This window comes from Amycolatopsis sp. NPDC051102 (assembly GCF_040682815.1).
GTDB lineage: Bacteria > Actinomycetota > Actinomycetes > Mycobacteriales > Pseudonocardiaceae > Amycolatopsis.
The window spans coordinates 43,918-62,731 of the sequence record NZ_JBFBBT010000019.1 but is presented as its reverse complement, the minus strand read 5'-3'; the positions used below and the strand labels follow the sequence as shown (position 1 = coordinate 62,731).

The 18,814-nt window shown below is 70.8% G+C and carries 19 protein-coding genes; 12 read left to right on the top strand and 7 right to left on the bottom strand.

Annotated elements, in window-relative coordinates; genetic code table 11:
• Positions 1-81: 81 nt before the first annotated feature.
• From AB0M93_RS36705 to AB0M93_RS36695, 3 genes are all read right to left on the bottom strand, one after another.
• Complete coding sequence (locus tag AB0M93_RS36705; protein ID WP_364282695.1) at positions 82-1,623, bottom strand: amino acid permease; 1,542 nt, start codon at positions 1,621-1,623, stop codon at positions 82-84.
• 71 nt (positions 1,624-1,694) lie between these two features.
• On the bottom strand, positions 1,695-2,615 hold the full coding sequence (locus AB0M93_RS36700; protein ID WP_364282692.1) for a serine hydrolase domain-containing protein: 921 nt from the start codon (positions 2,613-2,615) through the stop codon (positions 1,695-1,697).
• A 41-nt stretch (positions 2,616-2,656) separates the two neighbouring features.
• On the bottom strand, positions 2,657-3,793 hold the full coding sequence (locus tag AB0M93_RS36695; RefSeq protein WP_364282689.1) for a glycerophosphodiester phosphodiesterase: 1,137 nt from the start codon (positions 3,791-3,793) through the stop codon (positions 2,657-2,659).
• Between the two features lie 699 nt (positions 3,794-4,492).
• On the opposite strand from AB0M93_RS36695, the gene purD reads away from it, so the two are divergent.
• From purD to AB0M93_RS36670, 5 genes are all read left to right on the top strand, one after another.
• On the top strand, positions 4,493-5,767 hold the full coding sequence (gene purD, locus AB0M93_RS36690) for a phosphoribosylamine--glycine ligase (protein ID WP_364282687.1): 1,275 nt from the start codon (positions 4,493-4,495) through the stop codon (positions 5,765-5,767).
• 124 nt (positions 5,768-5,891) lie between these two features.
• The gene (locus tag AB0M93_RS36685; protein WP_364282684.1) at positions 5,892-6,272 is read left to right on the top strand and encodes a hypothetical protein; all 381 of its coding nucleotides are present in this window, start codon (positions 5,892-5,894) and stop codon (positions 6,270-6,272) included.
• A 25-nt stretch (positions 6,273-6,297) separates the two neighbouring features.
• On the top strand, positions 6,298-6,864 hold the full coding sequence (locus AB0M93_RS36680; RefSeq protein ID WP_364283023.1) for a DUF3558 domain-containing protein: 567 nt from the start codon (positions 6,298-6,300) through the stop codon (positions 6,862-6,864).
• 9 nt (positions 6,865-6,873) lie between these two features.
• A complete protein-coding gene (locus AB0M93_RS36675) occupies positions 6,874-8,463 on the top strand; it encodes a hypothetical protein (RefSeq protein WP_364282681.1) in 1,590 nt (529 codons plus the stop codon).
• A 2-nt stretch (positions 8,464-8,465) separates the two neighbouring features.
• Positions 8,466-9,224: an ESX secretion-associated protein EspG gene (locus AB0M93_RS36670; RefSeq protein WP_364282679.1), complete on the top strand. Its 759-nt coding sequence runs from the start codon at positions 8,466-8,468 to the stop codon at positions 9,222-9,224.
• 1 nt (position 9,225) lies between these two features.
• On the opposite strand, the gene AB0M93_RS36665 is transcribed toward AB0M93_RS36670, so the two are convergent.
• Positions 9,226-11,112, bottom strand: a complete 1,887-nt coding sequence (locus tag AB0M93_RS36665) for a serine/threonine-protein kinase (RefSeq protein ID WP_364282676.1) — start codon at positions 11,110-11,112, stop codon at positions 9,226-9,228.
• 178 nt (positions 11,113-11,290) lie between these two features.
• Between AB0M93_RS36665 and AB0M93_RS36660 the strand changes: the two genes are divergently transcribed.
• The 4 genes from AB0M93_RS36660 (at position 11,291) to AB0M93_RS36645 (ending at position 14,234) form a co-directional block, all read left to right on the top strand.
• Positions 11,291-11,602: a hypothetical protein gene (locus AB0M93_RS36660; RefSeq protein WP_364243864.1), complete on the top strand. Its 312-nt coding sequence runs from the start codon at positions 11,291-11,293 to the stop codon at positions 11,600-11,602.
• A 14-nt stretch (positions 11,603-11,616) separates the two neighbouring features.
• Positions 11,617-12,753, top strand: a complete 1,137-nt coding sequence (locus tag AB0M93_RS36655; protein ID WP_364282674.1) for a transglycosylase SLT domain-containing protein — start codon at positions 11,617-11,619, stop codon at positions 12,751-12,753.
• 9 nt (positions 12,754-12,762) lie between these two features.
• Complete coding sequence (locus AB0M93_RS36650; protein WP_364282671.1) at positions 12,763-13,941, top strand: pyridoxal phosphate-dependent aminotransferase; 1,179 nt, start codon at positions 12,763-12,765, stop codon at positions 13,939-13,941.
• A gap of 101 nt (positions 13,942-14,042) precedes the next feature.
• Positions 14,043-14,234: a hypothetical protein gene (locus AB0M93_RS36645; RefSeq protein WP_003096028.1), complete on the top strand. Its 192-nt coding sequence runs from the start codon at positions 14,043-14,045 to the stop codon at positions 14,232-14,234.
• On the opposite strand, the gene AB0M93_RS36640 is transcribed toward AB0M93_RS36645, so the two are convergent.
• The 3 genes from AB0M93_RS36640 to AB0M93_RS36630 form a co-directional block, all read right to left on the bottom strand.
• Complete coding sequence (locus tag AB0M93_RS36640; RefSeq protein ID WP_364282668.1) at positions 14,231-15,046, bottom strand: SAM-dependent methyltransferase; 816 nt, start codon at positions 15,044-15,046, stop codon at positions 14,231-14,233. The genes AB0M93_RS36645 and AB0M93_RS36640 overlap by 4 nt on opposite strands.
• 91 nt (positions 15,047-15,137) lie before the next feature.
• The gene (locus tag AB0M93_RS36635) at positions 15,138-15,716 is read right to left on the bottom strand and encodes an HAD family phosphatase (RefSeq protein WP_364282665.1); all 579 of its coding nucleotides are present in this window, start codon (positions 15,714-15,716) and stop codon (positions 15,138-15,140) included.
• Between the two features lie 17 nt (positions 15,717-15,733).
• Positions 15,734-16,756, bottom strand: coding sequence for a GntG family PLP-dependent aldolase (locus AB0M93_RS36630; protein WP_364282662.1), 1,023 nt, complete (start codon positions 16,754-16,756; stop codon positions 15,734-15,736).
• 136 nt (positions 16,757-16,892) lie between these two features.
• Between AB0M93_RS36630 and AB0M93_RS36625 the strand changes: the two genes are divergently transcribed.
• From AB0M93_RS36625 to AB0M93_RS36615, 3 genes are read left to right on the top strand one after another with little or no spacing between them, the layout of a single operon-like run.
• Positions 16,893-17,402 (top strand): SigE family RNA polymerase sigma factor, encoded by a 510-nt coding sequence (locus AB0M93_RS36625; RefSeq protein ID WP_364282660.1) that lies wholly within the window; start codon positions 16,893-16,895, stop codon positions 17,400-17,402.
• A complete protein-coding gene (locus tag AB0M93_RS36620; protein WP_364282657.1) occupies positions 17,395-18,105 on the top strand; it encodes a hypothetical protein in 711 nt (236 codons plus the stop codon). The genes AB0M93_RS36625 and AB0M93_RS36620 overlap by 8 nt, the downstream gene beginning before the upstream one ends.
• A 34-nt stretch (positions 18,106-18,139) precedes the next feature.
• A complete protein-coding gene (locus tag AB0M93_RS36615) occupies positions 18,140-18,733 on the top strand; it encodes a TetR family transcriptional regulator (protein ID WP_364282654.1) in 594 nt (197 codons plus the stop codon).
• Positions 18,734-18,814 lie beyond the last annotated feature (81 nt).

Sequence of the window (18,814 nt, the reverse complement as noted above, 5' to 3'; positions counted from 1 at the left end):
GTGGGCCCCCCTCGCGTCCCCGGGGGGGGGGGTGTTTGGTTGCCTGGCGCTCTCCCCCCCCCCCACACCCCCCCCCACGACTCAGCCGAGTTCCTTCAGTTCCTGTTCCACCGCGGCCAGTTCCGCCGCGGAACCCTGCACCTTCGGTCCCGTGAACCACTTCCGGGCCGAAACCACCCACCACAGCCCGGCCCCGCCCAAGACCACGAGGAAGGCGATCGGCGTGTAGTTGAACGAGTCAACGGTCACCGGCGACGCCGGCGGAAGCATGAACAGGACGAAGATGAACACGACCCAGATCGAGGCGATGATGCCCACGGGCCTTCCCCACTTGCCGAGGTTCCACGGACCGGCCTCGAACGAGTCGCCCCGTCGGACCCGCAGGAAAACCGGGATGACGTAGGCAACGTAGAGGCCGACGACCGCGATCGAAGTAACCGCGTAGTAGGCCGTCGCGCTCCACAGGTACGGCAGGGCCAAGATCAACGCTCCCACGGCGGCGAGCCAGACCGCGTTCGTGGGGGTCTGGGTGCGCTTGTTGATCCGGTGCCAGAAACCCGAACCGGGGATCGCGCCGTCGCGGGCGAAAGCGTAGATCATCCGCGAGTTGGCGGTCACCGACGACATGCCGCAGAACAGCTGCGCGCCGATGCAGATCAGCAGCAGGAACTTGCCGGTGGTCACCCCGGTGGCGTCGATGAAGATCTGCGCGGGCGGCACCCCGGTGCCGGAGTTCACGGCGCCGTCGTAGTCCTGGATGGCGAAGGTCAGCCCGATCAGGAGGATCCACCCCGCCACGAGCGAGACGACGATCGACATGACGATTCCGCGCGGGCCGGCTTTCGCCGCGCTCTTCGTTTCTTCTGTCATGTGCGCGGAAGCGTCGTACCCGGTCAACGTGTACTGCGCGAGCAGGAGGCCCAGCGCGAACACGTAGATCGGCGAACTCCAGCCCGTCTTGTTGACGAACTCGCCGAAGACGAAGCCGGCGTCCTGGTGCTTCGCCGGGACGAAGGTCAGCACCCCCACGATGACCAGCACGCCGACGAGGTGCCACCACACGCTGACGTTGTTCAGGATCGCGACCAGCCGGACACCGAAGGTGTTCAGCAGCCCGTGCACGACGAGGATGATCGCCAGCAGGATGATCGTGTGCCCCGGGGTGGCCGCGAAACCCCACTGCAGATCGAGGAACGCGTTGAGGAAGAGGGCGGCGCCGAAGTCGATGCCGGCGGTGACCGCGATCTGCCCGATCAGGTTGAACCAGCCGGTGAACCAGGACCACGCGGCGCCGTTGCGAGGGGCCAGCTTGGCGGCCCAGTAGTACAGGCCGCCCGCGGTCGGATAGCTCGAGCACACCTCCGCCATCCCCAGGCCGACCAGGAGGACGAAGAAGCCCACCAGCACCCAGCCCCAGATCATCGCGGCCGGACCACCGGTCTTCATCCCCGTCCCGTAGAGCGTGAGGCAGCCGGAGAGGATCGAGATGATCGTGAAGGAGACGGCGAAGTTGGAGAACGCCGACATCGTCCGTTTCAGTTCCTGCGCGTATCCCAGCTGGTGCAGGCGGGCGCTGTCGTCGTCGGCGTGGTCGGGGGTGGTCTGCTGGTCGGAAACGTCCATTCGGGCACCTCTTGAAAGGTATGCGGCCAGACCATTGAATTCGCCGAAGGTAGCCCCGGTCCCGGAGGGTGTCAAGCCTTCGTCAAGAACTCGTCCAGCCGCCGCAGCAGGGGCCCGCCACCTCGGTGGTCGTTCGAGGTCAGGGTCGCGGTGAGCCCGGACGCCGGCTCGTGCGTGCTCCGGAACGCGACGCCGTGGTCGCCGCCCACGAGCCGGACGACGCCGGGCCGGGGCAGCCAGAAGCCGAGGCCGTAGCCGTCGGCGTGCGGGCGCAGCATCCGGGCAACCCACTCGCGCGGCACGATCCGGCCGCCGAGGAAGGCGGGCCAGAACTTCCGGAAGTCCGGCGCGGAGCTGTAGATCCCGCCGTCGCCGTGCCCGACGACCGGGAGGCTGAACACGTTGGTGCGGCCGTCTTCCAGATAGCCGGTGGCGGTCCGGGCCGGCAGCGCGTCGGAGCGGAGGAACGCCGTGTCCGTCATCCCGGCGGGCGCGCACACGCGGTCGTGGACGAGGTCGGTGAAAGGTATGCCGGCGATCCGTTCGGCGATCAGGCCGAGAACGACGAAGGCGCCGTTGTTGTAGTGGAATTCCCGCCCCGGTGGCGTTTTCTGCGGGAAGCCGTCGAGGGCGGCGAGGTAATCGGCGGACGTGACGAGCCCGGGCGGCGTCTCGGGCGGGTCATCGTCGTCGCAGTAGTCCCCGATGCCGGACGTGTGCGTCAGGAGGTGCTCGACGGTGACGCGGTCGTCGATCAGCGGCAGGTCGTCGCCGAGGACTTCGCGGGCGGTGGTCGTCAGCTTCAGCCGTCCTTCGGCGACGAGGCTCACGACGACCAGGGCGGTGAACCCCTTGGTGCCGCTGGCGATGGCGAAGCGCGTGTCGATCGTGTTCTCGACGCCGTAGGCGATGTGCGCATACCCGGACGCTTCGGCGAGCAGCGTCTCGTCACCGCGGCTGACCAGCACCACACCGGAAAAGGGCGCTCCCATGGACCCAGCGTCCACGGAAGCGCCCTTCGCGGCAAAGCGTTTTACCGGCCGAGGAACGCGTGCAGCGACTCCAGCGCGGTGTCGGGCTGGTCGGCGAAGAAGCCGTCGACGCCGGCCTTGAAGAACGCCGCCTCCTCGGTGAAGACGTCACCGTAGGCGTCCGGCTCGGCCGACGAGCGCAGGTTCGCGGGCAGGAACGGGTTCTCGTTCCGGAAGGTGTACGGCTGCACCTTCAGGCCGGCCTTGTGCGCGTCGGCGACGAGCGCGGTCGGCGTACCCAGGTTGTCGTTCTTGTCCCGCGGGATGATTTGCGCCTTGTCCGGCCCGAGGTACTTCGCGTACTTCGCGACTTCGCGCAGCCCCTGCGGCGTGACGAGGTCCGCGTACGTCCGCTTGTCGCCCTTCGCGACGAAGTCCGCCGGGGCGCCGGTGGCCGAGGTCAGCTGCAGCAGCGGCGTCCGGACCTGCTTGTGCAGCGCGATCAGGTTCGACACCTCGAAGGACTGGATGATCGCGGGCGCGTCCGGCCGGTCGAGGCCGTTGCGCTTGAGGATCGCCACCAGCTTCGGTTCGGTCGGGTTGCCGATGGACTGGAAGAACGTCGAGTGCTTGACCTCGGGGTAGGTGCCCAGCGTCCGGTGCAGCTCGCGGCCGAGCCGCTTGGTCAGGTCGAGGACTTCCTGGTAGGAGGCGATCTGGTAGCGCCCGTTGTACAGCGTGTTGTGCGGCCGGTTCTGCGGAATCCGCTCGACGGCGCGCAGCGTCTTCAGCTCGGCCAGCGTGAAGTCCTGGGTGAACCACCCGGTGGTGGTGACACCGTCGAGCACGACGGTCTTCTTCCGGTCCGCGAACTCGGGGTGCTTGGCGACATCGGTGGTGCCGCCGATCTCGGGTTCGTGCCGGGCGACGAGCTGCCCGTCCTTGGTGGGCACGAGGTCGACATCGACCCAGTCGACGCCCATCCGGAAGGCGAGCTCATAGGAGGCGAGGGTGTGCTCCGGCCGGTACCCGGGCGCGCCGCGGTGTCCGATGATCACGGGCTCATCGTGGCCCCGCCCGTGCGCGACCGCATCGCCGGACCCGCTTTCGGCGGCGGACGCCGACCCGACGGTGAAGCCGGTGACGCTCAGCAACGCCAATCCGGCGAGTGTCAGTACGCCGACACGTTTGCGCTTCATCTGGTGACCTCTTTTCACACAGGGTGTGCCCTGGATGTACCCGCGCCACCCTCGATGCCGCAAGCATCCGAAGTGCGTATCCGGGCGAACCGGACGGTGAACGCCACATGGACTCCTGCTCGCGCCGATGTGGCCTACGGCACGGCTGGGTGTGGGTGACCAGGCCGGGTGCGGGTGAACGGGCGGCCGCGGGTGAGGGGGCGGGCGCGGGTGAGGGGCTGGGTGCGGGTGAAAGGGGCGGCCGCGGGCAAGGCGGCGGCGGGCGAGCGGCGATCAGTCGGCGGAATCGGGCCCAGCGACGGCCCGCCCTCCCTGGGGGCTGCCCCCGCTTCCAGCGTATCGGCGGGGGCCGACAAAACCTTTCGGATCGCCCAGCCGCAAGCCGAGTTGTCCACATCAGTGGAGACCTGTGGACAAGCCCGGCGGACGGCCTGGCCAACCTGCCCCGGCCTACCCAACCCGCGGCCGGCCAACCCCGCCCAGCCCACCCCGGCCCGACCGACCACGCCCGGCCAACCCCGGCCGACCGACCCACGCCCGGCCAATCCCACCCGGCCAACCCAGCCACGCAACCCAACCCGCTCCCGCCCAACCCCAGCCCAACCCACCCGCACGTTCCCCACCCCCCATACCCACCGGCCCCACCCCCGGAGGACGGCGCAATGTCCCCCGCGAACCCGGCCGGATACGCTGTGCGGCGTGCGCGTACTGGTAATCGGCTCCGGCGCCCGTGAGCACGCCCTCGTCCTCGCGGCCTCCGGCGACCCCGCCGTCACCGCTCTGGCCTGCGCGCCCGGCAATGCCGGGACCGCCGCCGTCGCCGAGCAGCTCGGTGTCGAAGCCGCCGATCCCGAGGCCGTTGCCGCCCTCGCCAAGAGCTGGCAGGCCGATCTCGTCGTCGTCGGGCCCGAGGTGCCGCTCGTCGCCGGGGTTGCCGATGCCGTCCGCAAGGCCGGTATCGCCTGCTTCGGCCCGTCGGCCGCCGCTGCCCGGATCGAAGGCTCGAAGGCCTTCGCGAAGGACGTCATGGCCGCCGCGAACGTGCCCACCGCGCGCAGCGAGGTCGTCGACAACCCCGCCCGGCTCGATGCCGCGCTCGCGCGCTTCGGCCCGACCTGGGTCGTCAAGGACGACGGGCTCGCCGCCGGGAAGGGCGTCGTCGTCACCACCGACTACGACGTCGCGCGCAAGCACGCCATCATGCTCCTCGACGGCGGGCACCCCGTGCTTCTCGAGTCCTATTTGGACGGTCCGGAGGCTTCGCTCTTCTGCTTCGTCGACGGCAACACCGTCGTGCCGCTGCTGCCCGCGCAGGACTTCAAGCGCGTCGGCGACGACGACGCGGGGCCGAACACCGGTGGCATGGGCGCGTACGCGCCGCTGCCGTGGGCGCCCGAAAACCTGGTCGACGAGCTGGTCGAGCGGGTCGTCCAGCCGGTCGCCGACGAGCTGGTCAACCGCGGTGCGCCGTTCTCCGGCCTGCTCTACGCCGGGCTCGCGCTGACCTCCGACGGCCCGCAGGTCATCGAGTTCAACTGCCGCTTCGGCGACCCCGAGACGCAGGTCGTGCTGGCGCTGCTGCGCACCCCGATCGCCGGCCTCATGCACGCCACCGCCACCGGCAAGCTCGCCGAGCACCCGCCGCTGGAGTGGGCCGGCGGCGCCGCGGTCACCGTCGTGATCGCCGCCGACGGCTACCCCGGCAAGCCGCGCACCGGCGACGTCATCACCGGGGCCGAGCTGGAAGGCGTGCTGCACGCCGGCACGCGCCGCCGTGACGACGGCGCCGTCGTCTCCTCCGGGGGCCGTGTGCTTTCGGTGGTCGGCACCGGCAAGACCCTGAAGTCCGCGCGCAAGCACGCGTACGAAACCGTCGAAAAGGTCCACTTGGCCGGCTCGCACCACCGCACCGACATCGCACTGAAGGCGGCGAACGGCGAGGTCGGCGCCCCGACGGCGAAACAGCGCGCCTGATTTCCACGGATCGGGGGAACCGGCCGGGCCTGCTCTTCGTCCAAACTCAGGCTGCCGCCACACGCGGATTGGTAGCCTCGACGGGAACCGGCCGGTCACTGTCCGTATGACGTCAGGGGAGCGCATGTCAGGACCCTCGTACGACCTCAGCTCGGCCGTCCCCGTGGCACCGGCGGCCGCGGACGTCCTGGTCCACCCGGACAAGCTGCTCGACGTCGCCCGGATCGTCGAAGAGCAGGCCAACGCCCTCGAAGACCAGCTGGTCACCCGGCTGGACCAGCTGCGGATCGACGCGCCGTCGGCGGACGTGATCAGCACTCAGTCGGTCGAGGCGTGGAACTCCCTCATCGCCGACGGCGACCGCTCCTACGCCGGCCAGGTCCGCGAGTACGTCGCGGGTCTCAAGCGCCTGGTCTCGCAGCTGCGCGACGCCGCGAAGGACTACAAGGTCAGCGAAGACGAGAAGGCGGCGGTGTTCGGTGACCGCGGCAGGCACGGTGCTTAACCACACGCTGCGGATCACCGGGGGCGTGCTCGCGACAGCGGCGCTCGCCGGCTGCTCGGCGGGCACCGACGGCACCCCGTACCCGGTCGAGACGGCCGCCACCGCGGCGTCGCAGAGCGCGAAGGCCGCCCAGCTGCCGCAGCGCCCGGCCGACCTGCCGATGCAGGGCGTCGACCTGTGCGAGCTGTTCCCGCAGGTCGAGCTCGACGCGATGAAGATCAGCAGCGTGCCGCGGCCGGCCGACGGCGCGGACGGGCCGGTCTGCGTGTTCGACGCCGACCGGGCCGAACCGTTCCACGGCTACGAGGCCGGCGCGGTCGCCGCGGACCTCGACCAGTGGATCACCGGCGCCCGGCGCAAGAACAGCCTGACCACGGAACCGAAGTCCATCGGCGGCTACCCGGCGCTGACCAGCTACCGCGCGGCCGCCGACCCGGCGGACTGCACCACCCTCGTCGGCGTCGCGAAGGGCAAGACGCTGACCATCCGGACGTTCCCCATCACCCGCGGCGGGTTCACCCAGCCGCAGCTGTGCGAGATGTCCGCGCACGCCGCCGACGTGGCGCTGCAAACCCTGAAAGCACGCAACTAGGGAGGGCGCGTGGAATTCTCCGAGCTCGCGGCCGGGATCCAGAACCACCGGTTCGACGGCTGGACCAACACCGCGATCGCCACGCAGATCACGCGGATGATCAACGGTGACGGCACCGGCAGCATCGGCACGGCCGTCGACGCGCTGAAGGCCGTCGCGACCGCGCTCGCCCACACCGATCAGACGCTGCGCGCGCAGCTGCTGAAGCTCGGCGTCGAATGGCAGAGCCAGGCCGGGGGCGCGGCCAGCCAGGTGCTCACCGAGCAGGCCGGGTTCTCCCAGGACGCCACCACGAAGGTCGCGCACGCCGCGGAAATGGTGTTCGAACAGGGCGAGGCGTTCAACCGGACCAAGTACAAGCTGCCGGACGCCGAGACGGTCCGGAAGGGCGCGGGTGGCTTCACCCTCACCGACGGCGTGCTGATGAGCCTGATCGGCTTCGAAACCGACCACGCCCGGCAGGTCGAGGCGGCGAACGACGCCAAGGCCCAGGCGCAGCAGGCGCTGAACGAATACGCGCAGCAGAGCGGCACGAACCTGCTGTCGACGCAGTCGCTGTCCGACCCGGAGTCGCTGAAGCTGGCCGTCCCCGGTGTCACCCCCGGGGTGCTCGACGTCGCCGGCGCCGCGGTTCAGGTGACGCCGGACGGCGGCGTGAAGCCGGCTTCCGACAAGGTCCGCTCGGTCCACGTCGACCCGCCGGTGGTGCAGCCGGTGTCGCACACCGTCCACGCCGACCCGCCGACCCCGGCCTACGGCGTCGCGGCGCAGCAGCAGCCGTCCCGGCCGGTGCAGCAGCCGCGGCAGACCAGCTCCGCGGGCGCCGCGCCCGTCCAGCACACGACATCGAGCTCGTCGACGACGCCGGCGGGCGTGAAGCCGCCGACGTCGTCGTCGCCCGGGCCCGGTTGGGTCCACGCCCCGGGCCGCGGCCCCTCCGGCGGCCCCTCCGGCGAGCCCGCCGGCCGCTTCGACCCGGGCCCGGTGACCGCGGGCCAGGGCGAACCGTTCATCCCGCCGGGCGCGCCCGGCGGGCTGCCGCCCGGGTCGGCTCCGGCGACGACGCCGATCAAGTCCCTCGGCGGTGGCGGCGGCACGTCCGGTGGCTCGACCGGCATCGACAGCTCGGCCGGACGCAGCCCGGACGGGCTGCTGGCGAAGGGCCGCACGGTCGGCGCGATGCCGCAGGCGCCGCTCCAGCCCGGCCAGTACACGGCCGAACGCGGCTTCACGGCCAAGCCCGGCGCGACGCCGGGAGAGCTGGGCGCGGGCGCGGCGGCGATCGGCGCGGGCGCGGCCGGCGGCGCGCTGAGCGGCGACAAGGAGCGCCAGCGGCGGGAGAAGAGCGGCCCGAAGGGCCCGGTGCGGCCGCTGCCGGTCGGCGAGCTGCCCGAGGAGGAAGCCGTCGCGCTGCGGAAGTCGGAGCAGATCAGCCCGAAGCAGAAGCCCGACGAGGCGAAGTTCCTGTCGGAGGCGGCTCCGCAGGAGGACGACGCCGAGCACGTCCGCCGCTTCGGCGTCGACGACCAGGACCTGTTCGCCGACCAGCGGATGGTTTCGCCCGACGTGATCGGTGACCACGGCGGGGATGTGCGCTGACCGTGTCGCTCGTGCTGTCGGCCCTGGAGTTCGACGTGCTCTGGGAATCCTTCGACCTGCCCCGGCGGCACGTGGCGCTGGACGTGCCGAGCGCCGGGACCACCCGCACCGAACGGCGTGAGCTGGTGGAGTCGGCGTGGGCGTCGCTGAGCGAGCGGCGCCTGGCCCGCAACGGGCGGCCGTCCGGCGAACTGGCCGACATGCTGCACCTGCTGGCGCGTCCCGGCTTCGGGATCGACGTGTGGGTGTGGGCGGAACGCGAAATCCGCGGCCGCGCGGTCAGCCTGCGCAGCCAGGCGGTGCTGGCGGTGGTGGACAACGGCGAGGTGTGGCTGATCCCGGCCACCGAGGACGGCCTGGCGGAAGCGGCGGTCTCGGTGGCGGGCGACCTGGGCCCGGGCATCGGCCAGACGGTCAGTCTCCCGTACGACGTGGTGAAGTCCGCCGACGCGGCGGCGAAAGGCGACGCGAAGGCGCTGGTGACGGCGCTGGAAGACCGTGGCGTGCCGTTGTTCCAGGCCCAGGAGCTGTCGGGCATGCTGCTGGGCCAGGAGGCCCGCGGCCAGTTCGGCGCGGAGCGGACATCCCGCGACGGCGTGGTGCACCGGGCGCCCCGGGTGGTGGCGTTCTTCGACACGGACGCGGGCCGGTACCTGTTCCAGGTGGGCCGCGACCGCGACGCCCGCGAGTGGGCCACGGTGACCCCGGCGGACAACGCCCTGCTGGCCACCCGGATCCGCGAACTGATGGCGGAGGCCTGAGTCAGTTTCCAGGTGGCAGCTTGGGCAGTACCCGCCGTGCGTACTGCTCGGCGTTCGAGCACAGTTCTTCGTTGCTCAGCTTCTTGTCGAAGTTGTCATAGGTGATTTGCACGTCCTCGGTGTCCTTCTCGTCGATCCGGCGGTGTGTCCAGGTGATCCGGCAGGACGGAGGATAGTTCTGGCTGGTCAAGATCTCTTCGGAAACGGTCGTCCCGTCAAGGTCGCGTTCTTCACTGTTCCGCGGTTCGCTCGGTGCGGACAGCACATCGACGGAGTACAGCCCGAGATCTTTCTGGCCGGTCCACATGCACCGATGGAGGCCTTCCAGGCTGAAGCTGAACTTGTTCGGATCGCCCGGCGGAACCGGTGGTGATTCCGCCACGGTGCACAGGTCGAGGGACAGTGCCGAGCCAGGGGTGAGCTGGTATCGCGCATCGGTGCCGTACCGGATCCGGGGAATGATCACGCCCAATGCCTCGGTAGGAGTGGCGCACGGGTCTCCGGTTTGCCGACCCGACGACGCGGTCATCGCGAAACCTTGGCTGTACGGGTTCTCGATCGCCACCACGCAGTAGATACCGTCGATCTTTTTGAATCCGTTGAGACCACCGATGCTGACCGGGGAATCGGTGCGTTGCCATACCTTGTCGTACAAGTTGACGACCAAAGTCGTGCTGGCCGTCTTCTCCGCGCCTCCCGCGGTATCGAAGTCACAACGTTCGAAATGGATGCGTTTGCCTTCCTGTACTGCCACCGGTCCGGTGCCGGGCAAGGAGTCGCGTTCGAGCAGTTTGCAGGGATCGATCTCCCGGAGGTCCTCGGCGGTGAAGGGGGCTGGGCGCGGCCGGTTGACCGTGGGTGCGACACCGGTATCGGCGCGCTGGTCCGAGGCCACCCGCACAGCGACCGCGGTGGCCGCTCCGATCACGAGCACCGCACTCAGCGCCGAGACGACCGAAACCCACCGCCGACGTTCCGCGGGTGCGGCGGGGACGTCCCGAGGTAGCGCCAGGGCTTGGCTGACCTCGGCTTTCTGGGTACCGATCAACGCGTGGACCCCCGGCGGCCACGGGGTCACCCCGGGCGGGACCGGCCCCAGGAAATCCAGGATCTGCGCCGGAGTCGGTCGCTGAGCCGGGTCCTTCGCCAGGCACGGTTCGATCAGCCGCCGGAGCGCAGGTGCCAGGCAACTGAGGTCCGGACGGCTGTGGACGACGTTGTAGAGCACCTGCGGGGTCGAGCCGCCACCGAACGGCGCGCGGCCGGTCGCGGCCATGAGCAGGAGCCCGCCCAGTGAGAAAACATCACTCGCCGAGGTGACAGGACGGCCGTCGGCCTGCTCCGGCGACATGAAGCCGGGCGAACCGATGATCGAGCCGGTGTGCGTCAGTTCCGAGTCGCCCTCGGCCGCCCGAGCGATACCGAAGTCGATCACGCGGGCGCCATCGTCGGTGAGCAGGACGTTGCTCGGCTTCAGGTCTCGGTGGATCAGCCCGGCTCGGTGGATGTCGGTGAGTGCCGACGCCAGCCCGGCCGCGAGGATCCGCACGGATGCGGGAGGCAGGGGCCCCACCGCTTCGACGGCCTCCTTCAGCGACGGTCCGGCGACGAACACCGAGGCCAGCCACGGTGTCGGTGCGTCCGGATCCGCATCCATGACGGCCGCGGTGTAGGCGCCGGAGACCAGCCTGGAGGTGTGTACTTCCCGGCGGAAGCGCGACCGGAATCCGTCGTCGTGCGCAAAGCCCGGGTGTACCTGTTTGACGGCCACGAGCCGGCCGTCCGGCGACACGCCGAGCAGCACCCGCCCCATCCCCCCTTCACCGAGCGCCGCGACCAGGCGATACCGCCCGACATGTCGCTGTTCACCCGGATTGAGTGGCTTCATGATCGGCTCCCCTCCCCGCCGGTCATGTTACAAAGCGTGTCTGATGCCCGCTGGGGTGGAAGTTGCCTGAGATCCGTACCCGCGCCTTGGGTGAAGTCATAAAGTAAGCGCGGGAACCGTCCTGGTCATGGCGACGTCTGACCGGGCGGAGACAAGTTTCCGAAGGGGATGACGAACCGTGCCTGTCTACGACCCGGACTCGATGGCCATCGCGGCCGGCCAGGTGGAGAAGCTGAAGGACGAGTTCGAAAAGTCCAAGCAGAAGGTCACCGGCCTGGACCACGAGAAGGAAAGCCCCTTCGGCGGGATGGACGAAACGGGCGACGCGCACGGCGCGGTCGGCAAGTTCAAGGACGGCGTGCACAGCCAGTTCGACGCCGCGGGCAAGCACATGGAGGCGCTGGGGTACGCCATGCGCAAGGCCGCCGGCCTGATCGCCGAAACCGACCAGGTCGGGGCGAGCGACCTCAAACTGCACGTCGACAAGTAAGCGGGGGCACGAGAGTGGCACTGAATCCGGTCGGCGCCCGGACGCCGGACAACTGGGACGCCTTCATGAAGAAGGTCGACCAGGTCGAAAAGGTCGACCTGGAAAAGATCTCGGCGGCGGCGACGCAGTTCCGCGAGGCGGGCAAGAACGCCGGCGACCACAACGCGTCCCTGAAGAATTCGACCGACGCGCTCAACGGCAGCGTGTGGGCCGGCCCGGCGGCGGACCAGTTCTTCCAGTACGTCCGCCAGGTCCGCGACGCCGGCACCAAGGTGCAGACCCACCTCGAGGACGTCGCCAAGGACCTCGACGACCTGCAGTCGAGTCTCGCGCAGATCAAGAAAACGGTCCAGGACAAGCAACTGGCCGCGGAAAAGGCGGTCAACGAGCGCAACGCCACGGCCGAAACCCAGATCAACAACGCGAAAGCGGCGGAGAAGACGGCCCACGACGAGGGCAAGCCGGGCCCGAGCCCGAGTTCCGCGGAGATCCTGGCCACCGCCAAGACCGACATCCACAACATCACGGCCGGCTTCGACGGCGACGTCGCGGGCCTGCAGGTCCAGGCGGACACGGCGATCAAGGCATCGCAGAAGCTGATGTCCCAGCAGATCGAGGGCGGCTACGACCAGGTCCCCCTGCCGAGCAGCGCCGCAACGGCCCCCCAGAGCACGGGCGGCATCCACAGCAACGGCGCCTCCCACCACGGCGGCGGAGGCGGCGGCGGTGGCGGCGGCGGAGGCGGGGGTGGCGGCCTCGGACCCAGCGGCGGCCCGCCGTCCTCACCGCCGCCGGGGAACGTCCAGCAGTGGATCCAGGAGGCGATGAAGGCTCTCCAAGCCGCGGGAATTCCGGTTACGGATGCCGATATTCCGAAGATCTGGGCAATTATTCAACACGAATCCGGCGGAAATCCGAATGCCATAAACAATTGGGATTCCAATGCTGCCGCGGGGCACCCGTCCAAGGGGCTCATGCAGTGCATCGACTCGACGTTCAACGCCCACAAGCTGCCCGGGCACGACAACATCTACAACCCGGTCGACAACATCATCGCCGGCGTCCGGTACTCCTTCGACCGGTACGGCGGCCTCGACAACGTGCCCGGCATCAAGGCCATGGCCCACGGTGGTGCCTACCGCGGCTACTAGCCTGGCCCCATGGTCGACCTCGGAGCCTTCGCCGGGCCCGCGCTGCGGGCCGGTGTGCCGCCCTTCCACGTCATGGATGTCCTCTCCGCGGCGGGGGCCCGGCAGCGCAGTCACGGCGATCTCGTGTCGCTCGCTGCCGGGCAGCCCTCCGCGGCCGCGCCCCGGCCCGTGCTCGAGGCCGCGCAAAAAGCCCTTCAAGACAGCACCCTCGGGTACACCGAACAGCTCGGCATCCCCGAGCTGCGCGAGGCCGTCGCCGGGCACTACCGGCAGCGGTACGACGTCGATGTCCAGGCGCACGACGTCGTCCTGACCACCGGTTCCTCGGGTGGGTTCCTGCTCGCCTTCCTCAGCGCCTTCGACCCCGGCGCCAAGGTCGCCATGGCGCGGCCGGGCTACCCCGCCTACCGCAACCTGCTGTCCGTGCTGGGCTGCGAGGTCGTCGAGTTCGCCACCACCGCCGAGACGAACTTCCAGCCGACCGTGGCGCTGCTCGACGAGCTCGGGCCGATCGACGGCCTGATCGTCGCCAGCCCGAGCAACCCCACCGGCACCGTCCTGCCGCCCGGTGAACTGGCCGCCATCAGCGGCTGGTGCTCGTCGCACGGTGTGCAGCTGATCAGCGACGAGATCTACCACGGCATCTCCTACGGCGCCGAGCTCGACTGCGCGTGGCAGTACGGCCGGGAGCCGATCGTGCTCGGCAGCTTCTCGAAGTACTTCGCGATGACCGGCTGGCGGCTCGGCTGGATGCTCGCGCCGCAGCGCCTCCACCGCGCGATCGACGTCCTGACCGGCAACTTCACCATCTGCCCGCCCGCCGTTTCGCAGTACGCGGCGCTCGCCGCCTTCACGCCCGAGGCGTACGCGGAAGCCGACGCGCACGTCGAGCGGTACCGCGCCAACCGCGATCGCCTCTTCGCCGGCCTGCAGCGCATCGGCCTCGGCGAGCTCGCGCCCGCGGACGGCGCCTTCTACGCCTACGCCGACGTCAGCGCGTACACGCACGACAGCCTGAGCTGGTGCCAGCGGCTGCTCGCCGACACCGGGCTCGCCATCACTCCCGGTGTCGACTTCGACCCGGTGGACGGCGGCAAGTACGTCCGGTTCTCCTTCGCCGGCAGCGCCGAGGACATCGACGAGGGCGTCCGGCGGCTCGGTGCGTGGCTCGGCCAGGGGGAACCCTGATTTAACCCCGAACGTTGGCCTTCCGAGGGGAGTTTCACCGCGCCAGGTGGCACTGTGGAGTCATCGGGCCGGTGGGGCCACGGGGAGACATCGGAGGAACCATGTTCTGGAAGATCGTCGGCGGCCTGATCGTCGCCTGGGTGGCGTTCATGGTGCTGGGCGCCGTGATCGGCTTCGTGTTCAAGGCCGTCCTGTGGATCGCCATCATCGGCGGCATCGCCTTCCTCGGCGCGGCCGGCTACAAGGCGATCACCGGTGGCAAGAAGGACCCGCGCCGGATCAACCGCTACTAGGGGATTCGCGCCACGCCGCCCAGCGCCGTCCAGTTGACCGGCGTCAGCGGCGCCAGGCGCGGCCCGTCCGGCCACCACAGGTGCGGCGCGGTCAGCCCGGGTTCCAGCAGGTCGAGGCCGTCGAAGAACGACGCGATCTCGGCCCGGGTGCGGTAGCGCGTGTCGAGTCCGGTGCGGCCGAACCGGTCCTGCAGAGACACCGCGACGGCGGCCGCGTCGGAGCCGTCGGCCGGGTCGTGCTGGTGCAGCAGGAGCAGGTACGAGCCCGGCGCCAGCGCGCCGACGTAGGACTTGACCACCTGCTGCGCCTGCTGGAGGTCGGCGATGTGCTCGACGACCCCGCAGAGCACGAGCCCGGCGGGCCGGTCGAAGTCGATGAACCGCTCAACCCCGGCGAGCGTCTCGCCGGGGTTCAGCGGGTCCGTGCCGCAGATGTGCGTGAAGTCGTTGTCGACGAGCAGGGCGCGGCCGTGCGCCTCCACCACCGGGTCGTCGCCGACGTAGACGACGCGGGCTTCGGGGTTGTACTTCTGCGCCACCCGGTGGGTGTCTTCCGCCGTCGGGAAGCCGGATCCGAGGTCGAGGAACTGGTCGACGGCCAGCCGCTCGGCCAGGTAGCGGACGGCCCGCACCCGCCACTGCCGCACTTCCCGCGCCATCGCCGGGGCTTCCGGTGCGATGGCGACGAGCTGCCGCAGCACCGCGCGGTCGGCCTCGTAGTGGTCCTGCCCGCCCATCAGCGCGTCGGAGACGCGGGCGATGCTCGGCCGCTCGAAGTCGACGCGCGCCGACGGTCGTTCGCTCTCCGCCATGGGCACCTTTACCGGGGGGAAGTTCGGGGACGCCCAGCCTAGGTCATCGGGATCACGGCGGGTAGGCGGCCGTGTAGTACGCGTGAGTTTTTCACTCCAGCCAGGCGCGGGCCGCGTCGGCGCCGTTCCAGACGTGGGCGCGGAGCCCGACCGCCCGCGCACCCTCCACATTGGACTCGCGGTCGTCGAAGAACAGGCAGTCGGCCGGTTCGGCGCCGAGCTCGTCGAGCAGCAGGCGGAAGATCTTCGCGTCCGGCTTGACGCAGTGGACGTCGCCCGAGAACAGCGTCACGCGGAAGTGTCGCGCCCAGTCCTGCGCGCGGACCCACTCGCCGAAGGCGACCGGCGCGTTCGACAGCAGCGCCAGGTTCGCGCCGGCTTCGGCGAGCGCTTCGAGCAGCGCCAGCGAGGACGGCTCCAGGTGGCCCCAGCCCTCGACGTCGATGCGGGTCAGCTCGGCCGACAGTGCCTCGTCGACCGGCACGCCCGCCGCGTCGCCGACGGCCTGCCAGTACTCCAGCGGCGTGCTGCCGGCGTCGTACGGGATCCGGTACTCCCAGTACGCCTTCAGGAACTCCGGCAACGGCGCTCCCATCGCCGCGGCCAGGTCCGGCAGCGCCGCGCTCGGCTTGCTGAGCACGTCGCCGTAGTCGAACACGATCCAGTTCACGCGGTCCCCCGTAGGAGTCAGGCGCCGGACTTGAGCCGGCGCAGGGCTTCTTCGACGTCGGCCGCGCCGAGGTCCCGGTGGGTGACGAACCGGACCTTGCCCGCCATCGGCACCGCGCGGATGCCGAGCGAGTCGAGCCAGGCCAGCGCGGTCGGGATGTCGGGCACCTCGGCGAGCACGATGTTGGTGTCCGGCTCGTTCGTGGGCCAGCCGTGTTCGCGCAGGCCCTCGGCGAGCCGCCGGGCGTTCTCGTGCGACTCGGTCAGCTCCGGGACGCGGTCCAGCGCGATCAGGCAGGCCGCGGCCAGGACGCCGCCCTGCCGGACGCCGCCGCCGAGCATCTGCCGCATCCGGCGCGCCCGCTCGACGAACGACGCGCTGCCGGCGACGACCGAGCCGACCGGCGCGCCGAGGCCCTTGCTGAAGCAGGCCGACACGGTGTCGACGCCGACGGTCAGCGCGGCGGGCGGCACTTCGAGCGCCACCGCGGCCTGCCACAGCCGGGCGCCGTCGAGGTGCACGGTCAGGCCGGCTTCCTTCGCGACGGACAGCAGCTGGGCGTGCTCGTCGGGCGGGGTCACCGCGCCGCCGGCCGCGTTGTGGGTGTTCTCGAGACAGAGCAGCGATGTCCGTAATGTGAAGTACGGCCCGGGCTGTCCGATCGCGGCCGCGAGGGCGTCGGGCGAAGGGCGGCCCGGGCCGCCGTCGTGCTCCAGGATGTCCGGCATGCCGCCGGCCAGCCACGCCGCCGAGCCGAGCTCGTTGCTCAAGACGTGCGCGCCCCGGGTGGCCAGGAACCGGTCGCCGCGCTGCAGGTGCAGGCTCAGCGCGATCAGGTTGGCCATGGTCCCGCTCGGCACCCAGAGCGCCGCCTGCATGCCGAGGACGTGGGCGGCCCGCTCCTCCAGTTCCGCGACCGTCGGATCGCGCTCGAGGACGTTGTCCCCGACCTCGGCGGAGGCCATCGCCGCCCGCATCGTTTCGTCCGGCCGGGTGACGGTGTCGGAGCGGAAGTCCAGGACGGGCGGGGAGAAGGTCACGTTGCGATCACATCACACCCACGTCGCGGGGATCAATGAGCCCTTGAGTGGTCGAACCCACTCGGTCCGTGCAACCGTGGACGCCCCTGATTCCGTCCTCCCGGGCGAACGACCACAGAGCGGAGCACGACTGCGCGTGGACCAGCGCGACGAGCAGGAGTTCGCGGAGTACTTCGCCGCCAGGCGGGACGCCGTGCGCCGGACCGCGTACATGCTCTGCGGTGACTGGCACCGGGCGGACGACCTCGCGCAGACGGCGTTCGTCGCACTGCACCGGAGGTGGACGAAGATCAGGGATCGCGCGGCGACCGACGCGTACGTCCGCAAGACGCTCGTCCGGGCGTCGATCGACGAGTCACGGCGTCCGTGGCGGCGCGAGTGGCAGACCGAGACGCTGCCGGAGCCGCCGGACGACACGCCCGGCCTCGACGACCTCGTCGCGACCAGGGAAGACCTGCTCGCGGCGTTGAAGGAAGTGCCGCCCAAGCAGCGGGCGGTGCTGGTCATGCGGTTCTTCGAAGGACTCGACGTGACCAGCGCGGCGCAGGCGCTGGGCTGCAGCGAAGGCAATGTGAAGAGCCAGACCGCACGCGGGCTGGCGAACCTGAGGCAGGTCCTCGAACGGGAGGTGGAGACCAATGGATGAGCAGGAGCTGCGCTCGTTGTTCTCCGCCGCGCCGCCGGACGCGCCGCCGCCGGCGTTCACCCGCGACGACGTCGTCCGCGAATCGCGCCGGCAGACCCTGCGCCGCCGGAACCGGATCACCGCCGGGCTGGGCGCCGTCGTGCTGGTCGTCGCCGGGTTCGGGGTATACGGCGTGGTCTCCGGGGGTACCCCGGGTTCGCTGACCGCCGCCAAGGACAACGCCGGACGATCGGCCGCCGGGCCCGTGCAACCGGGAGACGGCCCGATGCGTCCTCAGGTCGGTGGGGAGTCACCGAACTTCTCGTCCCAGGTACCCCAGCAGGGGGGTCCCGGGGAGGGGAAGACCGGCCAGCTGGCCGAAGGCGCCTCCGGGTGCGAACAGGTGGACGGGGAGCTCGCCACTGCCCTCGCTGGCGAGCTCCCCGGCCACGTCGACACCGCCCAGGGCGTCCCGGGCGGCGCCTGTTCGACGGTGGCGCGGTCCGCCGGGTTCCCGGTCCCGGGTGGCGAAGTCGCCGCGGCGGTGTACCCGAAGGGCATTCCGGAGGTCTTCAAGTCCCAGCCGGCCGGCACGGTCACGGCCCGCGCAGGCACCGCGTCCGGCGGGGTGCTGGTGCTGGTCAGCGTGCCTTCGGCCGGTGGTACGGCGCCGTACGCGAGTCAGGTGGACCAGTTCGCGCGCGCTCTCGCGCCCCGCTTCTGAGCCCGGGTCCGCCCGGTTGGCAGAATGACCGGCCATGACCGCTGCGACCACCCCCAAGGGGGAGCGACGGCGCGCCGCGCTCGTCGAGGCCGCCGCGAAGCTGCTCGTCGAGGGCGGGTTCGACGCCGTGCGGCACCGGGCGGTGGCCGAGCGGGCGGGCCTGCCCCTGGCGTCGACGACGTACTACTTCGACTCGCTGGAAGAGCTGGTCACGGCGGCCGTCGAGCACCACTCGAACGCCGAGCTGGCGACCGGCCGCCGCCGGCTGGAGGAGCTCGCGACCCGCAACCGCGGCGTGCAGGCGACCGTCGACCTGGTGCTGGACATGCTGCTCGGCCCGGAGAGCGGCGACCCGGCGGCCGACGCCGAAGCCGTCCTCCTGCGCTACGAGCGGCTGGTCGCGACCGGCCGCCGCCCGTACCTGCGGCCGCTGATGCGCACGCTGTCGGCCCAGCTCAACGAGCTGCTGACGGAGATCTTCGCCCGCTCGGGCACCCCGGTCGCCGCCACCGAACTGGAACGCCTGGTCGCCCTGGTCGACGGCGCGGTCGTCAACGCCCTGATCGCGGTCGACCCGGCGCCCCGCGCGGCGGCGGCCCGGATGCTCCAGGCGGCGCTCGCCGGCTGAGCACCCTGCCGCGGCGGTGGTGTTGGTGGTTTGGGGGGGGAGAGGCCGGCAGACAACCAAAGACCCGGGGCGGGGGGGGTA

Bases quoted from the DNA above. Each gene is read 5' to 3' on its own strand.
- AB0M93_RS36705 (WP_364282695.1), bottom strand. From the start codon at position 1,623: ATGGACGTTTCCGACCAGCAGACCACCCCCGACCACGCCGACGACGAC.
- AB0M93_RS36700 (WP_364282692.1), bottom strand. From the start codon at position 2,615: ATGGGAGCGCCCTTTTCCGGTGTGGTGCTGGTCAGCCGCGGTGACGAG.
- AB0M93_RS36695 (WP_364282689.1), bottom strand. From the start codon at position 3,793: ATGAAGCGCAAACGTGTCGGCGTACTGACACTCGCCGGATTGGCGTTG.
- AB0M93_RS36685 (WP_364282684.1), top strand. From the start codon at position 5,892: ATGTCAGGACCCTCGTACGACCTCAGCTCGGCCGTCCCCGTGGCACCG.
- AB0M93_RS36665 (WP_364282676.1), bottom strand. From the start codon at position 11,112: ATGAAGCCACTCAATCCGGGTGAACAGCGACATGTCGGGCGGTATCGC.
- AB0M93_RS36650 (WP_364282671.1), top strand. From the start codon at position 12,763: ATGGTCGACCTCGGAGCCTTCGCCGGGCCCGCGCTGCGGGCCGGTGTG.
- AB0M93_RS36645 (WP_003096028.1), top strand. From the start codon at position 14,043: ATGTTCTGGAAGATCGTCGGCGGCCTGATCGTCGCCTGGGTGGCGTTC.
- AB0M93_RS36640 (WP_364282668.1), bottom strand. From the start codon at position 15,046: ATGGCGGAGAGCGAACGACCGTCGGCGCGCGTCGACTTCGAGCGGCCG.
- AB0M93_RS36620 (WP_364282657.1), top strand. From the start codon at position 17,395: ATGGATGAGCAGGAGCTGCGCTCGTTGTTCTCCGCCGCGCCGCCGGAC.
- AB0M93_RS36615 (WP_364282654.1), top strand. From the start codon at position 18,140: ATGACCGCTGCGACCACCCCCAAGGGGGAGCGACGGCGCGCCGCGCTC.